At 70.4% G+C, this 25,608-nt stretch carries 20 protein-coding genes; 15 read left to right on the top strand and 5 right to left on the bottom strand.

The annotated features are described in order from the left end of the window. Positions 1-134: 134 nt before the first annotated feature. The gene (locus VKA29_RS23985; protein ID WP_324788016.1) at positions 135-761 is read left to right on the top strand and encodes a hypothetical protein; all 627 of its coding nucleotides are present in this window, start codon (positions 135-137) and stop codon (positions 759-761) included. Here VKA29_RS23985 and VKA29_RS23980 read toward each other — a convergent pair. Continuing rightward, positions 758-2,332: a Na+/H+ antiporter gene (locus VKA29_RS23980; RefSeq protein ID WP_324788015.1), complete on the bottom strand. Its 1,575-nt coding sequence runs from the start codon at positions 2,330-2,332 to the stop codon at positions 758-760. The two genes, VKA29_RS23985 and VKA29_RS23980, sit on opposite strands and share 4 nt — an antisense overlap. A gap of 237 nt (positions 2,333-2,569) precedes the next feature. Here VKA29_RS23980 and VKA29_RS23975 point away from each other — a divergent pair, with 237 nt between their 5' ends. Both VKA29_RS23975 and VKA29_RS23970 read left to right on the top strand, forming a co-directional pair. Continuing rightward, complete coding sequence (locus VKA29_RS23975; RefSeq protein WP_324788014.1) at positions 2,570-5,065, top strand: sensor histidine kinase; 2,496 nt, start codon at positions 2,570-2,572, stop codon at positions 5,063-5,065. Positions 5,066-5,118: 53 nt separating this feature from the next. Beyond that, positions 5,119-5,850, top strand: a complete 732-nt coding sequence (locus VKA29_RS23970; protein WP_324788013.1) for a DUF4118 domain-containing protein — start codon at positions 5,119-5,121, stop codon at positions 5,848-5,850. A gap of 13 nt (positions 5,851-5,863) precedes the next feature. Here the strand turns inward: VKA29_RS23970 and VKA29_RS23965 are convergent, their stop codons facing one another. Further along, a complete protein-coding gene (locus VKA29_RS23965; RefSeq protein ID WP_324788012.1) occupies positions 5,864-6,337 on the bottom strand; it encodes a hypothetical protein in 474 nt (157 codons plus the stop codon). Positions 6,338-6,714: 377 nt separating this feature from the next. On the opposite strand from VKA29_RS23965, the gene VKA29_RS23960 reads away from it, so the two are divergent. The 7 genes from VKA29_RS23960 to VKA29_RS23930 all read left to right on the top strand — a co-directional run bounded on the left by VKA29_RS23960 (position 6,715) and on the right by VKA29_RS23930 (position 16,751). Next, complete coding sequence (locus VKA29_RS23960; protein WP_324788011.1) at positions 6,715-8,556, top strand: APC family permease; 1,842 nt, start codon at positions 6,715-6,717, stop codon at positions 8,554-8,556. Positions 8,557-8,815: 259 nt separating this feature from the next. Beyond that, positions 8,816-8,905: a K(+)-transporting ATPase subunit F gene (gene kdpF / locus VKA29_RS23955; RefSeq protein ID WP_016434100.1), complete on the top strand. Its 90-nt coding sequence runs from the start codon at positions 8,816-8,818 to the stop codon at positions 8,903-8,905. Positions 8,906-8,912: 7 nt separating this feature from the next. Beyond that, positions 8,913-10,577: a potassium-transporting ATPase subunit KdpA gene (gene kdpA / locus VKA29_RS23950; RefSeq protein ID WP_324788010.1), complete on the top strand. Its 1,665-nt coding sequence runs from the start codon at positions 8,913-8,915 to the stop codon at positions 10,575-10,577. Further along, on the top strand, positions 10,574-12,712 hold the full coding sequence (gene kdpB, locus VKA29_RS23945; protein WP_324788009.1) for a potassium-transporting ATPase subunit KdpB: 2,139 nt from the start codon (positions 10,574-10,576) through the stop codon (positions 12,710-12,712). The genes kdpA and kdpB overlap by 4 nt, the downstream gene beginning before the upstream one ends. 5 nt (positions 12,713-12,717) lie before the next feature. Next, positions 12,718-13,386, top strand: coding sequence for a potassium-transporting ATPase subunit C (locus VKA29_RS23940; protein WP_324788008.1), 669 nt, complete (start codon positions 12,718-12,720; stop codon positions 13,384-13,386). 136 nt (positions 13,387-13,522) lie between these two features. Continuing rightward, positions 13,523-14,206 (top strand): response regulator, encoded by a 684-nt coding sequence (locus VKA29_RS23935; RefSeq protein ID WP_324788007.1) that lies wholly within the window; start codon positions 13,523-13,525, stop codon positions 14,204-14,206. Between the two features lies 1 nt (position 14,207). After that, a complete protein-coding gene (locus tag VKA29_RS23930; protein ID WP_324788006.1) occupies positions 14,208-16,751 on the top strand; it encodes a sensor histidine kinase KdpD in 2,544 nt (847 codons plus the stop codon). Positions 16,752-16,821: 70 nt separating this feature from the next. Here VKA29_RS23930 and VKA29_RS23925 read toward each other — a convergent pair whose 3' ends face one another. Continuing rightward, a complete protein-coding gene (locus tag VKA29_RS23925; RefSeq protein ID WP_324788005.1) occupies positions 16,822-17,388 on the bottom strand; it encodes a universal stress protein in 567 nt (188 codons plus the stop codon). A gap of 342 nt (positions 17,389-17,730) precedes the next feature. Here VKA29_RS23925 and VKA29_RS23920 point away from each other — a divergent pair, with 342 nt between their 5' ends. From VKA29_RS23920 to VKA29_RS23900, 5 genes are all read left to right on the top strand, one after another. Continuing rightward, the gene (locus VKA29_RS23920; protein ID WP_324788004.1) at positions 17,731-18,066 is read left to right on the top strand and encodes an SAV_915 family protein; all 336 of its coding nucleotides are present in this window, start codon (positions 17,731-17,733) and stop codon (positions 18,064-18,066) included. 11 nt (positions 18,067-18,077) lie between these two features. Further along, positions 18,078-19,412 (top strand): diaminopimelate decarboxylase, encoded by a 1,335-nt coding sequence (gene lysA, locus VKA29_RS23915; protein WP_324788003.1) that lies wholly within the window; start codon positions 18,078-18,080, stop codon positions 19,410-19,412. A 114-nt stretch (positions 19,413-19,526) separates the two neighbouring features. Further along, positions 19,527-20,066 (top strand): DUF1707 domain-containing protein, encoded by a 540-nt coding sequence (locus VKA29_RS23910; RefSeq protein WP_324788002.1) that lies wholly within the window; start codon positions 19,527-19,529, stop codon positions 20,064-20,066. 135 nt (positions 20,067-20,201) lie between these two features. Then, positions 20,202-22,154, top strand: coding sequence for a potassium transporter Kup (locus tag VKA29_RS23905; protein WP_324788001.1), 1,953 nt, complete (start codon positions 20,202-20,204; stop codon positions 22,152-22,154). 323 nt (positions 22,155-22,477) lie between these two features. Then, a complete protein-coding gene (locus VKA29_RS23900) occupies positions 22,478-22,738 on the top strand; it encodes a hypothetical protein (protein ID WP_324788000.1) in 261 nt (86 codons plus the stop codon). On the opposite strand, the gene VKA29_RS23895 is transcribed toward VKA29_RS23900, so the two are convergent. Together VKA29_RS23895 and VKA29_RS23890 are read right to left on the bottom strand one after the other, a co-directional pair. Beyond that, positions 22,735-22,908, bottom strand: coding sequence for a hypothetical protein (locus tag VKA29_RS23895; RefSeq protein ID WP_324787999.1), 174 nt, complete (start codon positions 22,906-22,908; stop codon positions 22,735-22,737). The two genes, VKA29_RS23900 and VKA29_RS23895, sit on opposite strands and share 4 nt — an antisense overlap. 609 nt (positions 22,909-23,517) lie before the next feature. Continuing rightward, positions 23,518-25,335 carry a thiamine pyrophosphate-requiring protein gene (locus tag VKA29_RS23890; RefSeq protein WP_324787998.1) on the bottom strand — a complete coding sequence of 606 codons (1,818 nt, stop codon included), beginning with the start codon at positions 25,333-25,335 and terminating at the stop codon, positions 23,518-23,520. Positions 25,336-25,608 lie beyond the last annotated feature (273 nt).

Genomic DNA, 25,608 nt, shown 5'->3' with positions numbered 1-25,608 from the left:
ACGCGGTACGTCAGCCGGTGTGCACCCTCGGTCTGCGGGCGCGGTCGGGCTCTGCCTCGCGCAGGACCTCCCGGGTGACCGGGGCGACCTCGCCCTGGCCGAAAAGGAAGAAGCGCAGGAAGTTGGCGAAGGGGGTGCCTTCGGTCCACTCGAAGTCGTTCGACTCCGTCGTGGCCCTCTCGCGGGCCCGGGCGATCGCCTACGACGCCAACGCCGACGAAAGCCGCTATCTCCTCGACCCGCAGCGCCGCGACCAGTACGCGCGGGCGTTCCTCGCCAAGTCGCAGCAGCTGTACGGCCTGAAGGGCGCGACTCTCTCGTCGTACGACTCCGAACTCGCCACCACCTGGCAGGCGTACCTGTCCGATCACCACGATCTGCGGTTCACCGGCGAGTTCCGGCGGGAGTTGGACAACATCACCTTCCCCGGTGAGCGGGCTGCAGCCGAGAAGACGGTTGACGCGTACGCCGTCTACCAGCGCGACGACCGGAAGATACGGGCCCTGCTGTCCGCGGGGAAGGAGAGCGAGGCGGTCGAGTTCTGCATGGGCTGGCAGCCGGGCACCTCAAACGCGCACTTCGGCGCGTGGATGGCGGCCCTGGACAAGGTCACCGGCATCAACCGCGCCCACTTCACGGCCTCGGTCGACGCGGGCCGCTCGGCGGTCACCGGCCTGCTCCCGTGCGCGGGCGGCCTGCTGGCCGCCGCCGTCGCCCTCACCGCCCTCGGACTGCGGCCCAGGCTTGCCGAGTTCCGTTAGGCGTCCGCCAGCCGGGCCTCCTCCAGGTCGAGGGAGCGCTGCAGCCGGCGGCGGGTGGTGTCACTGATGCGGTGGCCGTCGTACAGCCGCTGCAGTTCCACCGTCTCCACGGCGATCAGATCGCGGCGCAGCTGGCGGTAGACCAGGGCGGCGGACTCGGCCGCGACGGCGGTTCCGTTCGGTCCCGCCAGGCGCTCGTGGGCGTCGTCGAGGCGGGCGTTCGGACCCCGGCGCAGCCGGTCGAGGACGATGTCCGGTACGGCTTCCAGCTCCGCCAGTTCCTCCAGCCGGGCCAGTCCGGCGTGGGCAAGGCGGGAGCGGGCCTCGGCCTCCTCGCGCTCGGTGTCGGCGGGTTCCAGGGCGATGCCGGAGCGGCGGACGACCGGGGCAAGGGTGAAGCCCTGCACGACGAGGGTGACGACCACGACCGAGGTGGTCAGGACGAGGACGAGTGGCCGGTCGGCGAGCGCGGTTCCGTCCTTGGTGATCTCCGGGATGGACAGGGCGGCCGCCAGGGGCATCACTCCCCGGGTGCCGGCCCAGGTCAGCACGACCGGGATCCGCCAGTTCATCCGGTTGACCGCGCCTTTGCGCTGGACCACCGCCGACAGCGGGGCGATCCACAGCAGTCGTACGGTGATGAGCGTGCCGGCAATGGCGAGGGCGTACAGCGGCCAGGCCCGGTCGCCGTCGGCGAGGGCTCGCACCTCGGCCGGCAGCGCCAGCCCGATGAGGGAGAACACCACGCTCTCCAGCAGGAAGACCACCGTGCCGTACACCGCGTGCAGCTGGAGGCGGATGCGGGCGTTGGTGAGCCGGTCGCCCCGGCCACCCAGGACGACGCCGGCGACCACGCACGAGGTCACGCCGGAGGTGTGCGCGGCCTCCGCGAGGAGGTAGGCGGCGTAGGGGGTGACCAGGGCGATCACCGTCTCCAGGACCGGGTTCTCGGTGCGTCGCCGGATCAGGGTGATCATCCCGGCCACGGCGGCGCCGATCAGCGTGCCGCCACCCGCCAGCAGCAGGAACTGCCCGCCCGCCGCGCCCCAGTCGGCGGCCGCGGAGGCCACGGCGATGCCCGCCGCCACCCGTACCAGCACCAGCGAGGTCGCGTCGTTGAACAGGCTCTCCGCCTGGACGAGCACCTGCACCTTCGGCGGCAGCGAGAGGCGCCGCCCGAGCGCGGTGACCGCCACCGGATCGGTGCTGGCCAGAACCGCTCCCAGCACGAACGCCATCTGCCACGACAACGGCGTCAACCACACCGCGACCGCGCTCACGGCCGCGGCCGAGGCGAGCACCAGCCCTATGGCGAGGACCCCGACCGGTTTCCACACCGCCCGCAGCTCGCGCCAGGACATCTCCTCCGCGGAGGCGTACAGCAGGGGCGGCAACACGACCAAGCCGATGATCTCGGGGCTGATCTCGATCCGTGGGGTGCCCGGCAACAGCGCCACCGCGAGACCGGCGACGACCAGCAGGGAGGGTGCGGGGATGCGCCAGCGGCGGGCGAAGGTGGCGACCACCGTAGCGAGGACCGCGAGGGCGAGAACCGTACCGACGCTGTGCATGCCGTCTCCCTGGGGCTTTCGGAGAACCGCCGTGGCTCCCCGGCCGACCAGACTTCCCGGCACACCTGCCGTCACCCTATCGGGCGCAGGTTACGTCAAGGCACTGTCAAGGTCTCCGGGACCGGCGCCAAGGAAGCGCTAACAACCGCGCCGACCGGCCCGCGAAGGGGCTTCCTTGGAAGGAGGGACCCCTGGCTACAGGGGAGTTGATCCAGTGAGCGGAGCGCGTCGGCGGCGATGAGTGACGTACGGCCCGGACGACTGAAGGTCTACCTCGGGGCAGCCCCGGGAGTCGGCAAGACCTACCGCATGCTCGACGAGGGGCGGCGCCGAGCCGCCCGCGGGGCGGATGTGGTGGTGGGGTTCGCGGAGTGCCACGGGCGCCCACACACTGAGGCGATGCTCGACGGACTGGAGACCGTCCCCCGAGCGGCCTGCACCTACCGCGGCGGACAGTTCGAGGAGATGGACCTGGACGTGTTGCTCGCCCGTCGCCCCCAGGCGGCGATCGTCGACGAGATCGCGCACACCAACGTGCCCGGCGAGGGCCGCAACGCCAAGCGCTGGCAGGACATCGAGGCGCTGCTCGACGCGGGCATCGACGTCGTCACCGCGCTGAACATCCAGCACCTGGAGTCCCTCAACGACGTGGTCGAGAAGATCACCGGGGTGCCGCAGCACGAGACGGTGCCGGACGAGGTCGTGCGGCGGGCGTGGCAGATCGAGCTGGTGGACATGCCGCCCGAGGGGCTGCGACGGCGCATGGCGCACGGCAACATCTACGCCCCGGAGAAGGTCGACGCCGCCCTCGCCAACTACTTCCGGCCCGGCAACCTCACCGCGCTGCGGCAGCTGGCGCTGCTATGGGTGGCCGACCGGGTCGACGAGGCGCTGCAGGACTACCGCTCGCAGCACGGCATCGGCGGGGTGTGGGAGACGCGGGAGCGGGTGGTCGTCGCGCTGACCGGCGGGCCGGAGGGCGACACGCTGATCCGGCGGGCGGCGAGGATCGCCGACCGGTCGGCGGGAGGGGATCTGCTCGCCGTGCATGTGGCCCGCAGCGACGGGCTCGCGGACGGCGTCTCGCACGCCTCGCTGGCCCGTCAGCGCAGGCTGGTGGAGGACCTCGGGGGCAGCTACCACTCGGTGGTCGGCGACGACGTGGCCACCACGCTGGTGGAGTTCGCCCGTGCCGAGAACGCCACCCAGCTGGTCCTGGGCACCAGCCGCCGAGGCCGACTGGACCGGTTCCTCACCGGCCCGGGCACGGGGGAGACCGTGACCGAGCTGTCCGGCGACATCGACGTCCACCGGGTCACCCACGAGCGCGCCGGCCGCGGCACCCTGCTCCCGTCACGACGCCGCACCCTGTCGACGGCCCGGATGATCGCCGGCCCGGTGACCGGCCTGGTACTGCCGGTGCTCCTCACGATCGTCCTCGCCCAGCTGCGCGGGACGCTGAACCTGACCAGCGAGGCCCTGCTGTTCCTGCTCGCCGTGGTGGGCGTGGCCTGCATAGGCGGAGTCGCCTCGGCGGTCATCGCCTCGATCACGGCCTCCCTGCTGCTCAACTACTGGTTCATCCCGCCCATCGGCGCCTTCACCCTCGACGACCCGAACGCCCTGCTCGCCCTCGCGGTGTTCGCGGTCGTCGCCGCCACCGTGGCCGCCGTCGTCGACCGCTCCCTGCGCCTGTCGCGCCGCTCCGCCCGGGCGACGGCCGAGGCGGAGACCATGTCGTCCCTGGCCGGCAGCATCGTGCGCGGAGAAGCGACCATTCCCGCCCTGCTGGAGCGGACCCGCGAAACCTTCGGCATGGAATCGGCGGGCCTGGTGGACGAGCCGCCCGACGAAGCGGGCGTGACAGCCGTGCCCGCCGGTCCCGGCGCCTGGCTCGCGCTGCGGGGCCGCACCCTGTCGTCGTCCGAGCGGCGGGTGCTGGCCGCGTTCGCCGCGCACGTCGCATCGGCGGTCGAACGGGCCCGGCTCGCCGAGGCCGCCGCCGAGGTCGAACCGGTCAAGGCCGCCGACCGCCTGCGCACGGCCCTGCTGCGGGCCGTCGGCCACGACCTGCGCACCCCGCTGGCCGCGGGCTGGGCCGCGGTGACCTCGCTGCGCAGCCGTGACGTCGAGTTCTCCCCGCAGGACCGGGACGAACTCCTGGCCACCGCCGACGAGTCCATGGCCAAACTCAACCGTCTCGTGGAGAACCTCCTCGACCTCAGCCGCCTGGAAGCGGGCGCTCTCACACTGAACCTGAGAGCCACCACCCTGGAGGAGGTCCTCCCGATGGCACTCGCGGACGTCTCAGACGTGGACGTGGCGGACCTGGAGGAGATCCCGGCGGTGCTCGCCGACCCGCCGCTGCTGGAACGGGTGATCGCCAACCTGGTCACCAACGCCGCCCGCCACACGCCGTCGGGCAGGAGAGTGCTGGTCACCGCCAGCGCCCTGGCCGGCCGTGTGGAGCTGCGGGTCGTGGACCGGGGACCCGGCCTGCCGACAGGGGGCCGCGAGCATCTCTTCGAGCCCTTCCAGCGGCTCGGCGACACCGACAACACCACCGGCCTCGGTCTCGGGCTGGCCCTCGCCCGCGGCCTGACCGAAGCCATGAACGGCACCCTCAGCCCCGAGGACACCCCCGGCGGTGGCCTCACGATGGTGGTGTCGCTGCCGTTCGCCGCACAGGCCGTGAGCGTTGTACCGACCGAGCAGAGCGCAGGAGGTGCGTGATGAGCACAGTGGCCGGCACCTGGAGGCCGCACCGTACGGGAAGAGGCCGTGCCATGTTCTGGACCTGGCCGCTGCGGGACCGGCTCGCCCTGGCGGCGGGTCTCGCCGCACCCTTCCTGGTGGCGCTGGCGCTCGTGCCCTTCCGCACGAGCCTGTCGCACACCAACGCTGCCCTCGTCCTCGTCGTGGTAGTCGTCGCGGTGGCCGCACTGGGCAGCCGTACGGCGGGTGTGGTGGCCGCGCTATCGGCGGCGGCCTGGTTCGACTTCTTCCTCACGCGGCCGTACGAGACCTTCGACATCACCGCCTCCAGGGACATCGAGACGGCGGTCCTGCTGCTGGTCGTCGGTCTGATCGTGTCCCAACTGGCGGCCCGGGCCCGCCGCCTGGAAGTGATCACGGTCACGGACGCCGCTTACCTCGCGCGCATCCACCGCGTCGCGACCCTCGACGCGGACACCGTGGTCGACGGGGTTCGCCGTGAACTCACCGAACTGCTCGGCCTGAACGCCTGCCGTTTCCAGTACGGCACCCTGCTGGGACAGCCGCCCCGGCTGCACAACGACGGCAGCATGACGGTGGGCAGGCGCTCCTGGGACGTGGACGCCGCGGGATGGCCCGAGGGCGAGATCGAACTGCGCGTCCACGGCAACGCCCGCTACCTCGGCCGTTTCATGCTGACCCCGGGGCCGGGCCCCGTACCCCCGCTCCAGGCCCGGCTGGTCGCGGCGACGCTGGCCGATCAGACGGGGGCCGCTCTGGACACGTCGGGGCCGGCCGGCTGAGCCGACGCGGAACTCACTCCAGGCCGGACGCTTTGAACACGGCGCGTGCGGTCTCCTGGTCCACACGTCGGGAGATGCGCCGCAAGGCGGTCGCGCCGCACAGCAGTGAGCCGTCGGCGCCGGCCTTGCGCACGCCCTCCTCCAGGCAGAACCACAGCTGCGGGTTGCGCACGAAGACCTCGGGGTCGATCTCGACGCGGCCGCCGAGCGCGTCCCGCAGCAGGAGCCGTTGCGAGATGGTGTCCAGGTACCGGACCGAAACCAGCAGGTCCGTTCGCACCCGGTACTCGCGTACCAGCCGGCGCGAAGCCAGCCAGTTCCCGCCCGCGGACACCCGGGCGGGATACAGCACGACAAAGAGCAGCCCGGCGAGAGCGAGCCACAGCGCGGCGCGCCACAGGGCGAGCCGGCCCGTGCCCCAGTCGATCAGGAGCAGCAGAACGAGCAACACGGCGGCGCAGCGGACGGAGTTCCACAACTCCTGCATCCAGTTACGGTCGTTCGTGGCTTGCGCGGCGCCGTCCGGTCCATCTGCGTGCGCGTCGAGCGGTCCTCGGCATGCGTCGTCACGGCGTCCCATGACTGCGACGCTAGTGATCGGAGAACCGCGAGCCACGTGCCTTGATGCGGCTCTGACGGAAATCGCATGGTTCCTTGCGTCCTGACGTCCGGGCACGTTGCCCAGGTGACGGCTGGGGACAGTCGTCCGTGAGACAGGCCGTCAAGATGCCATCAAGTTCGGCCGCCCGGGCGCGAAGAAGCCGCAAGGGGCAGTCGGAAAGGACGAGAAAGGGACAGAACCTGGGTGCAGCCGCGCACCCATAAGCCTTCGTGCGCGGCCGACGCACGAAGGAGCACACACCCATGACTGTCCTGACCACCGAGCCGGACGCGGTCCCCGCCGGTGAGGAGCCGCCGGATAGCGGCGAACGCCACCGCCTGACCGCGGTCACCGGCCTCGCCGCCCTGTCGCTGGACGCCATGGCGTCCGTGGCGTACGGCCCCGAGGCGATCGTGCTGGTGCTGGCCGCCGCCGGTGCGCACGGGCTCGGCTTCACGATGCCGGTGACGTTGGCCATCGCGGGCCTGCTGGCGGTGCTGGTCGCCTCGTACCGGCAGGTGATCGCGGCCTTCCCGGACGGTGGTGGCTCCTACGCCGTCGCCAAGACCCACCTGGGGGCGCGCACGAGCCTGGTGGCGGCGGCCTCCCTGGTCCTGGACTACGTCCTCAACGTCGCCGTCGCCGTCACGGCCGGCGTGGCCGCGCTGACCTCCGCCTTCCCGGCGCTCTACGACGACCGGCTGTGGCTGTGTCTCGCAGTACTGGCCCTGATCACGGGCGTCAACCTGCGCGGCATCGTGGAATCGGCCAAAGCGTTCATCGTGCCGACCATCGTCTTCGTCGGCTCGATCTTCGCCCTCATCGTCGTCGGACTGTTCCGCTCCCAGCCGGTGAGCACGGCCACCGCCGCCGGGCACGCCTCGGTCCTCGCCGACAACGCCACCACCGTGGGCGCCCTGCTCCTGCTGAAAGCATTCGCCTCCGGCTGTGCCGCGCTCACAGGCGTGGAGGCCATCGCCAACGCCGTGCCCTCCTTCCGCCGCCCGCGCGTCAAACGGGCCCAGCGGGCCGAGGTGGCGCTCGGCGCCGTACTCGGTCTAATGCTGATCGGACTGTCGGTACTCATCGGCCGCTTCCACCTCCAGCCGGTCGAGGGCGTCACCGTCCTCGCCCAGCTCGCGGACGCCTCCCTCGGTCACAACTGGGCTTTCTACGTCATCCAGTTCGCCACGATGATCCTGCTGGCGCTGTCGGCCAACACGTCCTTCGGTGGCCTGCCGGTGCTGCTGAAGCTGCTCGCCCGGGACACCTACGCTCCCCATGTCTTCGCCCTGAAGGCCGACCGGCAGGTCCATCGGCACGGCGTGCTGGCCCTGGCCGTGGTCTCGGCCGCGCTGCTGGTGTTCTCCGGCGGCGACACCAACACCCTGGTGCCGCTGTTCGCGATCGGTGTCTTCGTCGGCTTCACGATCGCCCAGGTCGGCATGGTCCGGCACTGGCGCCTGGAGCGGGGGCGGGGCTGGCGGGGCAAGGCGCTGCTCAACGGCTTCGGCGGCGTCCTCACCGGCGTGGCGACCATTGTCGTCACAGGATCGAAGTTCGCAGAGGGCGCGTGGCTGATCGTGATCGCCCTGCCGCTGCTCGTCGTCGCCTTCGAGGCCGTCCACCGCGCCTACGGCCGGATCGGTGAGCGGCTGGACCTGGGCCGCATACCCGAGCCCCCGCACCGCGAGCGCTCGCTGGTGATCGTCCCCGTCTCGTCGATCTCCCGCCTCACCTCGGAGGCCCTGACGGCGGCAGCCTCCCTGGGCGACGAGGTCCGGGCGGTCACCGTCTGCTACCCCGACCCCGAGGACCGGGCCGCCCTGTACGCCCTGGAGCGTTCCTGGGCCGACTGGGACCCGGGTGTTCCACTCGTCCGGCTGACCTGCGAGCGGCGCAGTCTGGGCCGTCCCATCGCCGCCTACCTCCGTGAGGTGGCCGCCACTGAGCCGAGCACCCGGGTCACCGTGCTGATCCCGGAGACGGAGCCGGAGCGGCTGTGGCAGCGGCTGCTGCAGAACCAGCGGGGCGCGGTCGTCGCGCACGCCGTGCGCAGGGAGACCGACGCTGTGATCTGCCGGCTTCGCTTCCGGCTGCTCTGAGCCAGGACTGACGGCCGTTACGGCGGCCTTACTCGCTGGTATGGATCAAGGGCCGTAAGAGTCCCGTCAAGGCCGTGGGCGGCGCCGTAAGAGAGCCGTCAACGGAGGGCCCGATCCGGCCAAAGAGGCGCTTTCCTCTACTCGTCCGTCTTCATCGAACCTCACTCCAGGAGTTAGCGATGGCCGATCTGGCCTTCGTCGTCACCGTGCTCGCGGGTTTCGCATTGGTGGCCCTCGTCGCCAAGGGGGTGACCAAGCTGTGACCGCCGAGAACATCGTCGGCCTGGTTGTGGCCGTCGCCCTGCTGGGTTATCTCGTCCTCGCCCTGATCTTCCCGGAGAGGTTCTGAGACAGACATGGGTCCCGTACTCGCCGGCGTCCTCCAGCTGCTCGCCCTCATAGGAGCGCTGGCCCTCGCCTACATCCCCCTCGGCAACTACATGGCCAGGGTGTACTCCTCCGACAAGCACCTGCGGGTCGAGAAGTGGATCTACAAGGGCATCGGTGCCAACCCCGACACCGAGATGCGCTGGCCCGCGTATCTGCGAGGCGTCCTCGCCTTCTCCGCGGTCAGCGTGCTCTTCCTCTATCTCCTCCAGCGCCTGCAGGGCGTCCTGCCCGGCTCGCTGAACTTCTCCTCGGTCAACCCGGCGCAGTCGTTCAACACGGCCGCGTCCTTCGTGACCAACACCAACTGGCAGTCGTACTACGGCGAGCAGACCATGGGGCACGTCGTGCAGACCGCCGGTCTGGCCGTGCAGAACTTCGTCTCCGCGGCCGTCGGCATCGCCGTCGCCGTGGCGCTGGTGCGCGGCTTCGCCCGCTCGCGCACCGGTGAACTGGGCAACTTCTGGGCCGACCTGGTGCGCGGCACGATCCGGATCCTGGTGCCGGGCGCCGCGATCGCGGCGATCGTCCTGGTCGCGTGCGGAGCGATCCAGAACTTCTCCGGCATTCACGAGGTCGGCCAGTTCATGGGCGGCTCGCAGCAGTGGAACGGCGGCGCGGTCGCCTCGCAGGAGGCCATCAAGGAGTTCGGTACGAACGGCGGCGGTTACTTCAACGCCAACTCCGCCCACCCGTTCGAGAACCCGACGCCGTTCACGAACCTGTTCGAGATCTTCCTGCTGCTGGTGATCCCGTTCGCCCTGACCCGCACGTTCGGTGTCATGGTCGGCTCGATCAAGCAGGGCTACGCGATCCTCGCCACGATGTTCACGATCTGGCTGGGCTTCGTCGCCCTGATGATGTGGACCGAGTTCGCGCACCACGGCCCGGCGCTGCAGGCGGCAGGCGGTGCGATGGAGGGCAAGGAGACCCGGTTCGGTGTCGGTGCCTCGTCCATCTTCGCGGTGTCCACGACCCTGACGTCGACCGGTGCGGTGGACTCCTTCCACTCGTCCTTCACCGGCCTCGGCGGCGGCATCACCATTCTGGGCATGCAGCTGGGCGAGATCGCGCCCGGTGGTACCGGTTCCGGCCTCTACGGCATGCTGATCATGGCGGTCATCGCGGTGTTCATCGCCGGTCTGATGGTCGGCCGTACGCCCGAGTACCTGGGCAAGAAGATCGGCACCCGCGAGATCAAGCTGGCGGCCTGCTACATCCTGATCACCCCGGCCCTGGTGCTGATCTTCACGGCTGCCTCGATGGCCCTGCCGACCCCGCCGAACTCCATGCTGAACTCCGGCGCGCACGGCTTCTCCGAGGTGCTGTACGCCTTCAGCTCCGCGGCCAACAACAACGGCTCGGCCTTCGCCGGTCTAAACGCGAACACCGACTGGTTCAACACCATGACCGGTCTGGCCATGCTGCTGGGGCGCTTCCTGCCGATGGTGTTCGTGCTGGCGCTGGCCGGCTCGCTCGGCGAGCAGAAGCCTGTACCGGCCACGGCGGGCACCCTGCGCACCGAGAAGCCGCTGTTCACCGGTCTGCTGGTGGGCGCGATCCTGATCATCACCGGTCTGACCTACTTCCCGGCCCTGGCGCTGGGTCCGCTGGCCGAGGGGCTGGCGTCATGACCACCCGTATAGAGAAGTCAGAGGACTCGATGTCCACAGTCACTCCGACCCGGGCGCCGCACAGCGACGTACCCACCGGGCACAAGCCCGCCGAGGGACGTGTCGGCGCGGGCCTCTTCGATCCCAAGCAGCTACTCAAGTCGCTGCCGGACGCCTTCCGCAAGCTGGATCCGCGGGTGATGGTCAAGTCGCCCGTGATGTTCGTGGTGTGGATCGGCTCCGTGCTGACCACCGTGTTCTCCTTCAAGGACCCGGGCGACTGGTTCGGCTGGGCGATCAGCGCATGGCTGTGGCTGACCGTGGTCTTCGCCAACCTGGCGGAGGCGGTCGCCGAGGGCCGTGGCAAGGCGCAGGCCGACACCCTGCGCAAGGCCAAGACCGACACCGTGGCGCGCCGGCTGCTCACGGACGGTACGTCCGAGGAGCAGGTCCCGGGCACCGACCTGAAGATCGGCGACCTGGTCGTCTGCGAGGCCGGTGACATCATCCCCGGTGACGGTGACGTCATCGAGGGCGTCGCCTCGGTCGACGAGTCGGCCATCACCGGAGAGTCGGCCCCGGTCATCCGCGAGTCCGGCGGCGACCGCAGCGCCGTCACCGGCGGCACGAAGGTCCTCTCCGACCGCATCGTCATCAAGATCACGACGAAGCCCGGCGAGACCTTCATCGACCGGATGATCAACCTGGTCGAGGGTGCGGCCCGGCAGAAGACGCCCAATGAGATCGCTCTCAATATCCTGCTGGCCTCGCTGACGATCGTCTTCCTGCTGGCCGTGGCCACGCTGCCGCCGTTCGCCGACTACGCGGGCACCAAGCTCGGCATGGTCGTGCTGGTGGCATTGCTGGTCTGCCTCATCCCCACGACGATCGGCGCGCTGCTGTCGGCGATCGGCATCGCGGGCATGGACCGGCTGGTCCAGCGCAACGTCCTCGCCATGTCCGGCAGGGCGGTCGAGGCCGCCGGTGACGTCTCCACGCTGTTGCTCGACAAGACCGGCACCATCACGCTCGGCAACCGTCAGGCGTCCGAGTTCGTGCCGGTAAGCGGCACCACCGAGGCCGAGGTGGCCGACGCCGCCCAGCTGTCGTCGCTGGCCGACGAGACGCCCGAGGGCCGTTCCATCGTCGTACTGGCGAAGGAGAAGTACGGCCTGCGCGAGCGCCATCAGGGCGAGCTGGCCGGTGCCGAGTGGATCGCCTTCACCGCCCAGACCCGTATGTCGGGTGTGGACGTCGACGGCAGGAAGATCCGCAAGGGTGCGACCGGTTCGGTCATCGCCTGGGTGAAGGAGGAGGGCGGCACCGTCGCGGACGACGCGGACACCCTCTCCAACGCCATCTCGCAGGCGGGCGGTACGCCGCTGCTGGTCGCCGTCAAGGACGACCGGGGTGCCCGCGTGCTGGGCGTCATCCACCTCAAGGACGTCGTCAAGGAGGGCATGCGTGAGCGGTTCGACGAGCTGCGCCGCATGGGCATCAAGACCGTCATGATCACGGGTGACAACCCGTTGACGGCAAAGGCGATCGCCGAGGAGGCGGGCGTCGACGACTTCCTCGCGGAGGCCACTCCCGAGGACAAGATGGCGCTGATCAAGCGTGAGCAGGCGGGCGGCAAGCTCGTCGCGATGACCGGGGACGGCACCAACGACGCGCCAGCCCTCGCTCAGGCGGACGTCGGTGTCGCCATGAACACGGGCACGTCGGCCGCCAAGGAGGCCGGCAACATGGTCGACCTCGACTCCAACCCGACCAAGCTCATCGAGATCGTCGAGATCGGCAAGCAGTTGCTGATCACCCGGGGCGCGCTCACGACGTTCTCCATCGCCAACGACGTCGCGAAGTACTTCGCGATCATCCCGGCGCTGTTCGCGGCGGTCTACCCGGGCCTGGACAAGCTCAACATCATGGGCCTGTCCTCGCCGGACTCCGCGATCCTCTCGGCGGTCATCTTCAACGCGCTGATCATCATCGCGCTGGTGCCGCTGTCCCTGAAGGGCGTGCAGTACCGGCCGGTCAGCGCTGACAAGATGCTGCGGCGCAACCTCACGATCTACGGCATCGGCGGGCTCATCGCCCCGTTCATCGGCATCAAGCTCATCGACCTGCTCATCTCCCTCATCCCCGGAATCGGCTGATCGCCATGAACAACTCCGTATCGAACACCGCTCGGTTGCTCGGGGCGGCCCTGCGGGCCCTCCTCGTGCTGACCCTGGTGACCGGCGTCATCTATCCGCTCGTCGTCACCGGCGTGGCCCAGGCGCTGTTCCATGACAAGGCGAACGGCTCCGAGATCAAGGCGGACGGCAAGGTCGTCGGCTCCTCCCTGATCGGGCAGTCCTACAACCTGCCGCTGAAGAAGGGCCAACAGACCCCGGACCCGGACCTGAAGTGGTTCCAGGGCCGGCCGGCCAACGGGCTCGGCAGCAACAGCGTCAACACGCAGTACAAGCTGATCCTGTCCGGCGCGACGAACCTCGCGGCCGACAACAAGGTCCTGATCCAGCAGGTGAAGGACGCCAAGGCGGCCGTTATCAAGGACAACTCGGTGCCCGGCTACACGGTCAAGGCGTCCGAGGTGCCCGCCGACGCGGTCACGTCCTCCGGCTCAGGCCTGGACCCGAACATCTCCCCGGCCTACGCGGAGATCCAGGTCCACCGGATCGCAGCCAAGAACGGGCTCTCGGTCGCGCAGGTGGAGAAGCTGGTCAAGGACCACACGCAGGGCCGCACCCTCGGCTTCATGGGCGAGCCCCGCGTGAACGTCCTGGAGCTGAACATCGCCCTCAAGGGCCTTGTGGCGAAGAGCTGATGGGATTACGCGACATGCGCGGGAGTTGGCGGCCGGGAGTCATCCTGGATGATCCGTCAACTCCCGCTGCCATGACATCGGTTGCCTCGCGTCCGGTGCCGCCCGGCCCGACGCACGACAGGAAAGGCACGCACCCATGACCAGGGTGTTGGTGGTCGAGGACGACCCGCAGCTCGTACGGGCCCTCGTGATCAACCTGCAGGCACGCAAGTACGGCGTCGACGCCGCGCCCGACGGGGCCACGGCCCTGCGACTGGCCGCCGCCCGCCAACCCGACGCGGTCCTGCTCGACCTCGGCCTGCCCGACATGGACGGCATCGACGTCATCAACGCCCTGCGCGGCTGGACCCGCGTACCGATCCTGGTCCTGTCCGCCCGGCAGGCGTCCGACGAGAAGGTCGCCGCACTCGACGCGGGCGCGGACGACTACATCACCAAGCCGTTCAACATGAACGAACTCCTCGCCCGGCTGCGCGCCGCCGTCCGCCGCACCGAGGACACCCCACTCGTCCCGGACGCGACACTGGTCGAGACCGGAGACTTCAGCATCGACCTGTTCGCCAAGAAGGTCGTACGGGGCGGACGGGACGTACGGCTGACCCCGACCGAATGGCACCTGCTGGAGATTCTGGTGACCAATCCCGGCCGGCTGATCACGCAGAAACACCTCCTGCAGGAGGTCTGGGGCGTCACCCAGAGCAACAAGACCAACTACCTGCGCGTGTACATGGCCCAGCTGCGGCGCAAGCTCGAGACGGACCCCGCGCACCCCCGTTATCTGATCACCGAGCCCGGCATGGGCTACCGCTTCGAGGGATGACATGCCACGCGGAAAACTCCGGATCTACCTCGGCGCGGCGCCCGGCGTCGGCAAGACCTACGCGATGCTCTCGGAGGCCCATCGCAGGATCGAACGCGGCACCGACTGCGTCGTCGCCTTCGTCGAACACCACCACCGCACGCGCACCGAGGTGATGCTGCACGGCCTGGAGGAGATCGCGCGCAAGGAGATCGAGTACCGCGGCAGCACCTTCACCGAGATGGACGTCGACGCCGTGCTGCGGCGCGCCCCCGCCGTCGCCCTGGTCGACGAACTCGCCCACACCAACATCCCCGGTTCCCGCAACGCCAAGCGCTGGCAGGATGTGGAAGAGCTGCTGGCGGCCGGCATCGACGTCGTCTCGACGGTCAACATCCAGCACCTGGAGTCGCTGGGGGACGTGGTGGAGTCGATCACGGGGGTGCGGCAGCGCGAGACCGTGCCGGACGAGGTGGTGCGACGCGCCGACCAGATCGAGCTGGTCGACATGTCGCCGCAGGCCCTGCGCCGTCGTATGGCGCACGGCAACATCTACAAACCGGACAAGGTCGACGCGGCCCTGTCCAACTACTTCCGTCCCGGAAACCTCACCGCCTTGCGGGAGTTGGCGCTGCTGTGGGTGGCCGACCGGGTCGACGCCTACTTGACCGAGTACCGCAGCGCCCACCGGGTGTCGACCATCTGGGGCTCGCGCGAGCGGATCGTGGTGGGTCTGACCGGAGGCCCCGAGGGCAGCACCCTGATCCGCCGTGCGGCGCGGCTGGCCGAGAAGGGGGCCGGTGGCGAGGTGCTGGCCGTCTACATCTCCCGCAGCGACGGCCTGACCGCCGCCTCCCCGAAGGAACTCGCCGTCCAGCGCACCCTAGTGGAGGACCTGGGCGGAACCTTCCACCAGGTCGTCGGCGACGACATCCCGGCCGCCCTGCTGGACTTCGCACGCGGGGTGAATGCCACCCAGATCGTCCTGGGTGTCTCCCGCCGCCGGAGCTGGCAGTACGTCTTCGGCCCGGGCGTGGGCGCCACGGTCGCCCGCGAGTCCGGACCCGACCTCGACGTACACCTCATCACCCACGACGAGGTCGGCAAGGGCCGCGGACTGCCCGTGGCGCGCGGAGCACGCCTGGGACGGGCCCGGGTGATTTGGGGCTGGCTCGTCGGCGTGCTCGGCCCCGTCCTCCTCACCTGGCTGCTCACCAGCGCCCTCCCGGACGTGGGCCTCGCCAACGACATGCTGCTGTTCCTCACCCTGACCGTGGCGGCGGCCCTGGTCGGCGGACTACTGCCGGCGCTTGCGTCCGCGGTCGTGGGCTCCCTGCTGCTCAACTGGTACTTCACCCCGCCCGTCCACACGTTCACGATCGCCGACCCGCAGAACATCGTCGCCATCGCCATCTTCGTCGGGGTCGCCGTGTCCGTGGCCTCGGTCGTCGACCTGGCCGCCCGGCGTACACATCAGGCCGCCCGGCTGCGTGCGGAGTCCGAGATCCTGTCCTTCCTCGCGGGCAACGTGCTGCGCGGTGAGACCAGTCTGGAGGAGCTGCTGGAGCGGGTGCGGGAGACCTTCGGAATGGAGTCGGTCGCGCTGCTGGAGCGGGCCGGTGAGACCGAACCGTGGACCTGCGCGGGCAGCGTGGGCCCCCGGCCCTGCCAGGACCCCGACACCGCGGACGTCGACGTGCCGGTCGGCGACCACATGTCCCTGGCACTGTCGGGCCGAGTCCTTCCGGCCGCCGACCGCCGGGTACTCGCCGCCTTCGCCGCCCAGGCCGCCGTCGTCCTGGACCGCCAGCGGCTGCAGCACCAGGCCGACCAGGCCAAGGAACTCGCCGAGGGCAACCGCATCCGCACCGCGCTGCTCGCGGCCGTTAGCCATGACCTGCGCACCCCGCTGGCCGGGATCAAGGCGGCTGTGACGTCGCTGCGTTCCGAGGACGTCGAGTGGTCCGAGGAGGACCAGGCCGACCTTCTGGAGGCCATAGAGGAGGGCGCGGACCGCCTCGACCACCTGGTGGGCAACCTCCTCGACATGTCCCGCCTGCAGACCGGCACCGTCACCCCCATCATCCGCGAGACCGACCTCGACGAGGTCGTCCCCATGGCCCTGGGCGGCGTGCCCGAGGACGGTGTTGAGCTGGAGATCCCGGAGACGCTGCCCATGGTCCACGTGGACCGGGGGTTGTTGGAACGGGCCGTCGCCAACGTCGTAGAGAACGCCGTCAAGTACAGCCCCGCGGGGGAGAGGGTGCTGGTGTCCGCCAGCGCCATCGCCGACCGCGTGGAGGTGCGGGTGGTCGACCGCGGTCCCGGCGTCCCCGACGACGCCAAGGACCGCATCTTCGAGCCCTTCCAGCGCTACGGCGACTCGCCGCGCGGCAACGGCGTCGGCCTGGGCCTGGCGGTCGCCCGCGGCTTCGCGGAGGCCATGGGCGGCACCCTGAGCGCCGAGGACACCCCCGGCGGCGGACTCACCATGGTGCTCAGCGTGCCGACGGCCCCCCAGCGCCGGCCGGAGCAGCCCGGCCTGCCGGCCGCGGCCGCCTCCTGAGGGCGGAGCCCGCTCAGCCCTCAGGTGACGCGGGTTTTCCGGCTACCAGTAGGAGCGGGGATACAGGGCCTCATACCTCGGGCGGCACGGTCTCGAACCCCCTCTCCACGTCACCGGTGTCCAGTCGCAGCCGCCAGGCGTTCCGGCGGTGCGCGGCAGCCAGCGCGGCCTCCAACGGCGAGGGCGGCACCGCGAGGACGGGACAGGAGGCGTGGGCGAGGCAGTAGCGGCTGACCGACGGCCGCAACGCGCGGTGCAGGGGGCCGCGCCGCCCTGCACCGACAACGAGGAGATCGTTCTCGCGGTCGGCGATCTCGACCAGTGCTCGACCAGGGGCACCACGGGCGACGAGTGCCTGCCCAGGAGGCCCCGCGAGGGCGCTGCCGAACACGTCACGCAGAGCCGTGACCAGCCTCTCCCGCGCCAGCCGTTCCCACTCCTGGACCAGATGGGCCGCGGCCGGTGAGCGACGCGCGGTGAGATCCCCGCCGGGCGGCTCCCAGGCCAGCACCGGCCACAGTTCGGCACCCCTGCTCCGCGCCTCGCCCGCGGCCCGGCACAGGGCGGTCAGACTGCCTGGCGAACCGCTCACTCCGACCAGGACCCGAGCGGCTGAGGGCACATCGGACTCGGACATCACTTCACCGTTCTGCACACGCCGACGGACGGTCCCGCGTCGGCGAACCTCATGGAAACCACGTCCATCTCACCTCCGCGCCAAGGCTTTCGAACAGCCCGCGAGCCAGTTCTTGGCGCCATTCTGACGGCACCCGCAGCGCCCGATCGCCGCTGGTGTCAGCGCCGCGTCAGCATTCGCCCGATGCACGTCAGCGTTGCGTCATGAACCCGCGGATCACCACCCCGGGCGGGCATAGCGTCAGCGGTGAGCCCCGTTCCGCCTCCCCGCGTTCGGGGCCACCAAGCCACTCGACCCGACCCGACCGGGACCCATTCGGGCCCCGGACCCCGGAGGTATCCCATGGCAGACATCCTGTGCGGCGAGGGCCCCGAACCTTCTGATCGGTCCCCGGCCGGACCTCTGTTCGTTCCCGTCCGGCCGGGACCCTCGGGGTGCGTCACGCGTGTCTTCCGCACCCCCCTCGGCGACCGTACGGCCGTCGGCTTCACCTCCGAGAATCTCCTGATCGCGACGCTCGGCCCCGAGCAGGTGTGGATCAGGCTCGCCGAGCCCGCGCTGCGCGCGCTGACCGCACCGCTCGGCATCGCCACCGTCACAGTGGATCCCCAGTTCACGGCACGGGCCGCCCGGCCGGTGAACCCTGTCGTCCCCGCGCTCGCTCTGCGCGTTGCCTGAAAGGGGGCATGATGACCACAGTTCACGACAGCGCCGTCACCACTCTCGCCGGCGACCTCTCCGTCTGGCCCGCTTCCACCGCCGAGCCCTGCCCGGGCGACCTGGCGGTCGGCGGCGTACCGCTCGCCGAGATCGCCGACCGCTTCGGCACCCCCGTCTACGTCCTAGACGAGGCCGAGGTCCGCGAGCGCTGCCGCACCTACCGGGACGCCTTCCCCGATACCGAGATCCTCTACGCGGCCAAGGCGTTCCTGTGCCGCGCGATGATCCACTGGATGGACGAGGAGGGCCTCGGGCTCGACGTCTGCTCGGCCGGCGAGCTGGAGCTGGCCGTCACCACCGGGTTCCCGGCCGAGCGGATCGTGCTGCACGGCAACGCCAAGTCCCCCCGCGACCTGGAGACGGCCCTCCGTCTCGGCGTGGGCCGCATCGTCATCGACAGCCCCTCGGAGATCGCCCGGCTTGCCGCCGCCGTAGGCCCCCACGGCCACCAGAAGGTCATGGTCCGGGTGGTGCCCGGGATCAGCGCCGGCGGCCACGAGAAGATCCGCACCGGCACCGAGGACCAGAAGTTCGGCCTCAGCATCTCCGACGGATACGCCCAGCACGCGATCGCCCGGATCCTGGACCAGCCGCAGCTCGAACTCACCGGTCTGCACTGCCACCTGGGTTCGCAGATCACCAGCGTCAAGCCGTACCTGGCCGCGGTGCGGCGCGTGGTGGGCCTGATGGCACGGCTGCACGGGCAGCACGGCCTGGTCCTGCCCGAGCTGGATCTGGGCGGCGGCCACGGCATCGCCTACCGCCCCGGTGAACAGGCCCTGGACCTGACCACCCTGGCCCGCAAGGTCCGTACCGAGCTCGCGGAGGCGTGTGCGGCGGCCGGGCTGCCCGTTCCCCGTCTCATCATCGAACCGGGGCGGGCCATCGCCGGACCGGCGGGCATCGCGCTGTACCGCGTCCTCGCCGTCAAACGCACCGGCAATCGCACGTACGTCGCGGTCGACGGCGGCATGAGCGACAACCCGCGCCCGGCCCTCTACGGAGTCCGTTACGCGCCTCGTCTGATCGGCCGCCGCACCACCGCCGAACGTGCCCCCGTCACCGTCGTCGGCCGGCATTGCGAGGCAGGCGACGTGCTCGCCGCCGACGTCGAACTCCCCGCGGACGTACGTCCCGGAGACCTGCTCGCCGTCCCCGTCGCCGGCGCCTACCACCTGTCCATGGCCTCCGGATACAACCTGGTCGGCCGCCCGCCCGTCACCGCCGTACGCGACGGCCAGGCCCGGCTCCTGGTGCGCCGGGAGTCCCTGGACGACATCCGCAGCCGGGACGTGGGCCTGTAGGGCGTGTCCCAAAGCGGCGTCGTGGCTTGGTGGTTGGAACTTGGCCGAGCGGTCGAGACGGCCCGATTCCCGTGCGGTCTAACCAGGCGCCCAGGCGCTGTTACCGTGACTGTCATGTCCAAAGAGCTGCCCGGCCTGCGGGCATCGTACGAGGATCGCGACCGCGTGGTGGACGTACTGCGGATCGCCGCCGGCGACGGCCGGCTCAGCGCCGAGGAACTCGACAGCCGACTGGAGAGCGCGCTGTCGGCCCGGACCTTGGGCGAGCTGGCCGAACTCACCGCCGACCTGCCGGTCACGCCCATGGCGAAGGCCAAGGACGTCCTCGTGGTCGAACAGCACGGCGGCAGGTACGTCCGGGAGGGACGCTGGTACGTACCCGCGCGCATCGAACTGCGCGCGCAACTGTCCCGGGTCACCTTGGACTTCACCCACGCGGTGATCACCTCGAGCGTGCTGCGGATCGAGACGGAGATGGTGCACGGCAAGCTGTTCCTCGTCGGCGCGCCGGACATCGTGATCGACACCGACGGGCTCAGCAGCACCTACGCCAAGGTGAAGCTCCGCTCCAAGAGTCACGTCGGCGATCCGCGCCTGCGCATCGAGCTCGCCGGGACGCTCCTGCACTCGAAGGTCATCGAGAAGCGGCGATGAGCTCGGGCTTGGCGCCTTGAGCCGTTCGGCCCTCCTCGCGGTATCCGCTCCACCGGCGGTCGGACCAGTGCATCGGTAATGTCCGCACTGATGCACGGGCCGGCGGCAGGGTGGCCCGTGAGGAGGAGGATCACCATGGCCGACAGTCGGCAGGAGACCGCGTCGGCGCGGCCTCCGGAGGCTCACAGGCAGTCGGCCCGCGACTCGGTGCGGCTCGCGGTGGTGATCGGCGCGCTCGGCGTGGTCTTCGGCGACATCGGGACCAGCCCGATCTACACCCTCCAGACCGTGTTCAACCCCAGCGACCCGCACCCCGTCCCTGTCTCCACACAGAACGTGTACGGCGTGGTGTCGGTGGTGTTCTGGTCGGTCATGATCATCGTGACGGTGACGTACGTGCTGCTGGCGATGCGCGCCGACAACGACGGCGAGGGCGGCATCATGGCGCTGATCACTCTGCTGCGCCGCTGGTCCTCACAGCGGGGTCGACGGGCCGCCGCCGTGCTGGCCGCGCTGGGCATCTTCGGGGCGTCGCTGTTCTTCGGCGACAGCATGATCACCCCGGCGATCTCGGTGCTCTCCGCGGTCGAGGGACTCAAGGTCGTCGAGCCGTCGCTGGACAGCGCGGTCGTGCCCATCACCGCGGTAATCATCGTGATCCTGTTCCTGGTGCAGCGCAGAGGGACCGCGGCCGTGGGCCAGGTGTTCGGGCCGGTCATGATCGCCTGGTTCGTCGCCATCGGCGCGTGCGGCGTCGTAGGGATCGTCGACCACCCGGGCATCCTCAGGGCGCTGTCACCGACGTACGCCCTGGGCTTCCTGTTCGGCCACTTCGGCACCGCCTTCTTCGCCCTGGCGGCGGTCGTGCTCGCGGTCACCGGCGCCGAAGCGCTCTACGCCGACATGGGGCACTTCGGCCGACGCGCCATCACCCGCGGCTGGCTGTTCCTCGTCTTCCCGGCCTGCATCCTGAGCTACCTCGGCCAGGGCGCGCTCATCCTGGACGACCCGAAGAACATCAGCAGCCCGTTCTTCCTGCTCGTGCCCGACTGGGGCCGGTGGCCGATGATACTGCTGGCCACCGCGGCCACAGTGATCGCCTCCCAGGCGGTGATCACCGGCGCGTACTCGGTGACCTCCCAGGCCGCCCAGCTCGGCTACCTGCCGCGGCTGCGGGTCGCACACACCTCCGAGTCCACCATCGGCCAGATCTACGTCCCCTGGATCAACTGGCTGCTGATGGTCTCGGTCCTCACCCTGGTCTTCGCCTTCCGCAGCTCAGCGGCGCTGGCCTTCGCGTTCGGCATGGCGGTCACCGGCACCATCACCATCACCACGCTGCTGTTCTTCTACGTCGCCCGCGCGAAGTGGGGCACGCCCAGGTGGCTCATCGGCATCGGCGCCGGCGTGCTGCTCCTCGTGGACCTGCTGTTCGTGGCGGCCAATCTGACCAAGTTCGTCCACGGCGCGTGGCTGCCGCTGCTGATCGGCCTGACCGCGTTCACCGTCATGACGACCTGGCAGCGCGGCCGCAGAATCGTCACGGCGGAACGGGCACGGCACGAGGGCCCGCTGCCCGAGTTCATCGACGGCCTGCGCACCGGGACGGTGTCGACGGTCCGGATCCCCGGCACGGCCGTCTTCCTCAACCGCGGCAAAGAGACCGCGCCGCTGGCCATGCGGGCCAACGTCGAGCACAACCACGTACGGCACGACCAGGTCGTGATCCTGTCCATCGAGACCGAGCCGGTACCCCGTGTCCCGGCCGACCAGCGTCTCGTCGACGACCTCGGCTTGGCCGACGACGGGATCGTGCACGTCACCGCCCGGTACGGCTACATGGAGACGCCCGACGTACCCGCCAGCCTGGCGATGCTGGAACCCTCCCAGACCGAGGGGCCGCTCCAGCTCGACCAGGCGTCCTATTTCCTGTCGAAGATAGAGCTCCGTCGCGGCAAGGCCCCGACGATGGCCCCGTGGCGCAAGCGCTTGTTCATCGCCACCTCCTACATCACGGCCGACGCCGCCGAGTACTTCGGTCTCCCCGGCGACCGCACGGTCATCATGGGCTCCCACATCGAGGTGTGATCGCGCGTGTCACCGATGGCCCAGGGCGCGAGCGAGCGCCCGGACGGTGTCACAGCCCGCCGTTGCGCATGAAGCCGCGGCCGCCTATTTCCTCGCACGCGCCGTGCAGGCGGAGGACCGGCCCGGACGGTCGATTGCGCCGCGCTGGTGGGTAGCGTAGGCCGCTGCCGTCGCCGCGGCCGGGACGGTGAACCTCCTGGTCCTGCTCAGCCTGGCGGCCCTCGCCGGCACCGTTGCCACCTGGCGCCTGCCCCGCCCGGTGCTCCGGCGCTGGGGCGATCGCGACCGGCTCCCTCGGGCCCCTGCCGGTGCTGCTGCGGGCGGTGGGACAGAGCGCGGCCGTCAGCTGGCTGACCGCACCTGCTTGGCGCACTCCGTTGGAGCTGGCGGCCTCGTTCGGCGGTGGCCGATTGGCCGCGCTGCCCGTCGCGGCGCTCGTCCTCTACGGCATCCTGCGCAGTCATCGCCGGCGGTCTATCCCCGCCCGCCGCACCCTCACGGGTCTGGCATTGCCGCTTCTGACGATCCCGCCCGCCGTCCTCCTGCTGATCTCACTCGCGCACCCCCTCTATCAGCCGCGCTAGGTGCCGTACGCGCTGTTCGGCCTGGGCTGGCTGCTGGGCCAGGGCCTGGACACGGCCTCGCCCGCCTGGCCCGCCCGGCCATGACCACCGCGGCGCCCCTGCTGGCCCTGGTCTCCCTCACCGCCCTTTCGCTGCCCGCCCAACTGCGCGTCCGCGAGGGCGATGGACACGGCGACGAGCTCCGCGCGCTGGCCCGCCTCGTGGCAGCGAACGTACAACGGGGCGACGCCGTGCTGTTCGAGCCGAAGGCATGGCGTTCGACCGCCGCCGTCGTCTACCCGGGCGCCTTCTCCGGTACCACCGACGTCGCCCTCGAAGCGCGGCTCGACCCGACCGGCCCCGACGGACTGGAGTGCCCACTTCCCAAGTCAGTGTCGCCCTGCGCGGTCACCGCTGCGTCTGTCGTATGGAACCGCGCGTTCGCGAGGGTACGGCCGGCGTGCGCTGGACCAGCTCAACCCGGCGGGGGGCGACCTCGCGCCCGAGCTGCCATCGGCGCTGCACTCACACGAAACCGACGGTGGCCGCGGCAAGCGGCTCTGATCCCCCTCCTTGACTTCGGGTGACGGGCACAGGGAGATGATGGCGGCAGAGCCGTGTGCGCCAGCGGCATCCGCGAGGATCTCCAGGAACGGGCCCTCGGCCAGGAACTGGGCCAGTCCCAGCTGTCTCGCCCGGGTGATGTCGGCGCCACTGCCCGGCCTACGTAGGTACGGCACTGAACAGTTCACCGCGCTACTGAACTGACCACTGAACTGTTTCGTGCGCAACTGAACTCTTCAGCGCCGTTCAACATTCCTCGCCTGCTTCTTCTCGCGGCCCGGCAGGAACTCCTGCACCTTCGCCTTGAAGCCCTGCTTCACCATGGAACCGCGGTCCGTGTCGCCCTTGAGGATCGACGCGGCCGTCGCCTCCATCTGCTCCCAGGTCGCGTGCGGCGGGATCGGCGGTACCGCCGGGTCGGTGAGGAACTCGATCACCGCGGGGCCGTCGGCCTCCAGCGCGGCCCGCCAGCCCGCCTCGACGTCCTCGGGCTTCTCCACCCGGACGCCGGTCAGGCCCAGGGAGCGGGCGAACGCCGCGTACCGCACGTCCGGCAGCTCCTGCGAGGGCAGGAAGGACGGCGAGCCCTCCATGGCCCGCATCTCCCAGGTGACCTGATTGAGGTCGTGGTTGTTCCACACCGCCACCACCAGCCGCGGATCGTCCCACAGCTCGCGGTACTTGGCCGCCGTGATCAGCTCCGCCATGCCGTTCATCTGCATCGCTCCGTCCCCGACCAGCGCGATCGCCGGCCGGTCCGGGTGGGCGAACTTCGCCCCGATCGCGTACGGCACTCCGCAGCCCATCGTCGCGAGCGTGCCGGACAGCGAGCCCCGCATCCCGGGCCGCATCGTCAGGTGACGCGCGTACCAGTTGGCCGTCGAGCCGGAGTCGGAGCTGACGACGGCGTTCTCCGGCAGCAGCGGGTCCAGGGCGCGGGCCACGTACTCCGGGTTGATCGGGTCGGCGGACAGGCCCGCCCGCCGCTCCATCACCTCGTGCCACCGTGCGACGTTCGCGCACACGGTGTCGTACCAGTCGCGCGAACGGTCCCCGTTGACCAGCGGGACGAGCCGCTCCAGGGTCGCCTTCGCGTCGCCGACCAGGTTCACCTCGTACGGGTAGCGCATGCCGACCATGTGCGGGTCGAGGTCGATCTGCACCCCGCGCGCCTTGCCGAACTCCGGCAGGAACTGCGTGTAGGGGAAGGACGATCCGATGGTCAGCAGGGTGTCGCAGTCCCGCATCAGCTCGTACGACGGGCGGGTGCCCAGCAGCCCGATCGCGCCGGTGACGAAGGGGAGTTCGTCGCCGATGACGTCCTTGCCCAGCAGCGCCTTGGCCACGCCGGCCCCCAGCAGCTCGGCGATCCGCTCCACCTCGGCGCGCGCCCCGGCCGCGCCCTGGCCGACCAGGATCGCCACCTTCTCACCGGAGTTGAGGATCTCCGCCGCCCGCAGCAGCGGCTCCTCCGCGGGGATCGCCGTCCAGGCGCTGCGGTCCAGGCTGGACGGCACCATCTTGAACTCGTGCGTGGGCGGCGAGTAGTCGAGTTCCTGCACGTCGCCGGGGATGATGACCGCCGTGGGGCAGCGCCGGGCGTACGCGGTGCGGATCGCCCGGTCCAGCACGTTCGGCAGCTGCTGGGGGACCGTCACCGTCTCCACGAACTCCGAGGCGACGTCCTTGTACAGGCTGTGCAGGTCCACCTCCTGCTGGTACGAGCCGCCCATCGCCGTGCGGTGCGTCTGGCCGACGATCGCGAGCACCGGCACGTGGTCGAGCTTGGCGTCGTACAGGCCGTTGAGCAGGTGGATCGCGCCGGGCCCCGAGGTGGCCGCGCAGACGCCGAGACGACCGCTGAACTTGGCGTAGCCGACGGCCTGGAACGCGGACATCTCCTCGTGCCGTGACTGGATGAAACGGGGCTGGTTCCCGGCCCGGCCCCACGCCGCGAGCAAGCCGTTGATGCCGTCCCCCGGGTAACCGAAGACGTGCTCCACACCCCACTCCCGCAGCCGTTGCAGGACATGGTCGGAGACCTTGGTGCTCATGTGCGGACCTCCCGGGCTCGACATGGTTACGGACAGTGTTCACCGCATTCGGCTGCGTTCCGAGTCACCGCGTGGGCCCGCGGAAAACCCCCGCGCACGCGGAAATACCGGCGCCGGTGTTTGCGGCGCGAAGGCGTGGGCAGGCGAACCTGATGTGCTTCGGACAGGAGGCACGTCCGTGGGAACGGCGAACCGCCGACCCGGCCGGACGGGCCCTGTCCCGGTCCCGGCCGCGCTCCCCCGGTGACCGTCCAACCGAGAGCACTGACCAGG

The sequence above is a fragment of the Streptomyces sp. H51 genome (genome assembly GCF_035656535.1).
Lineage (GTDB): Bacteria > Actinomycetota > Actinomycetes > Streptomycetales > Streptomycetaceae > Streptomyces.
The sequence above is the reverse complement of the archived record's forward strand: the minus strand, read 5'-3'. Positions and strand labels throughout refer to the sequence as shown.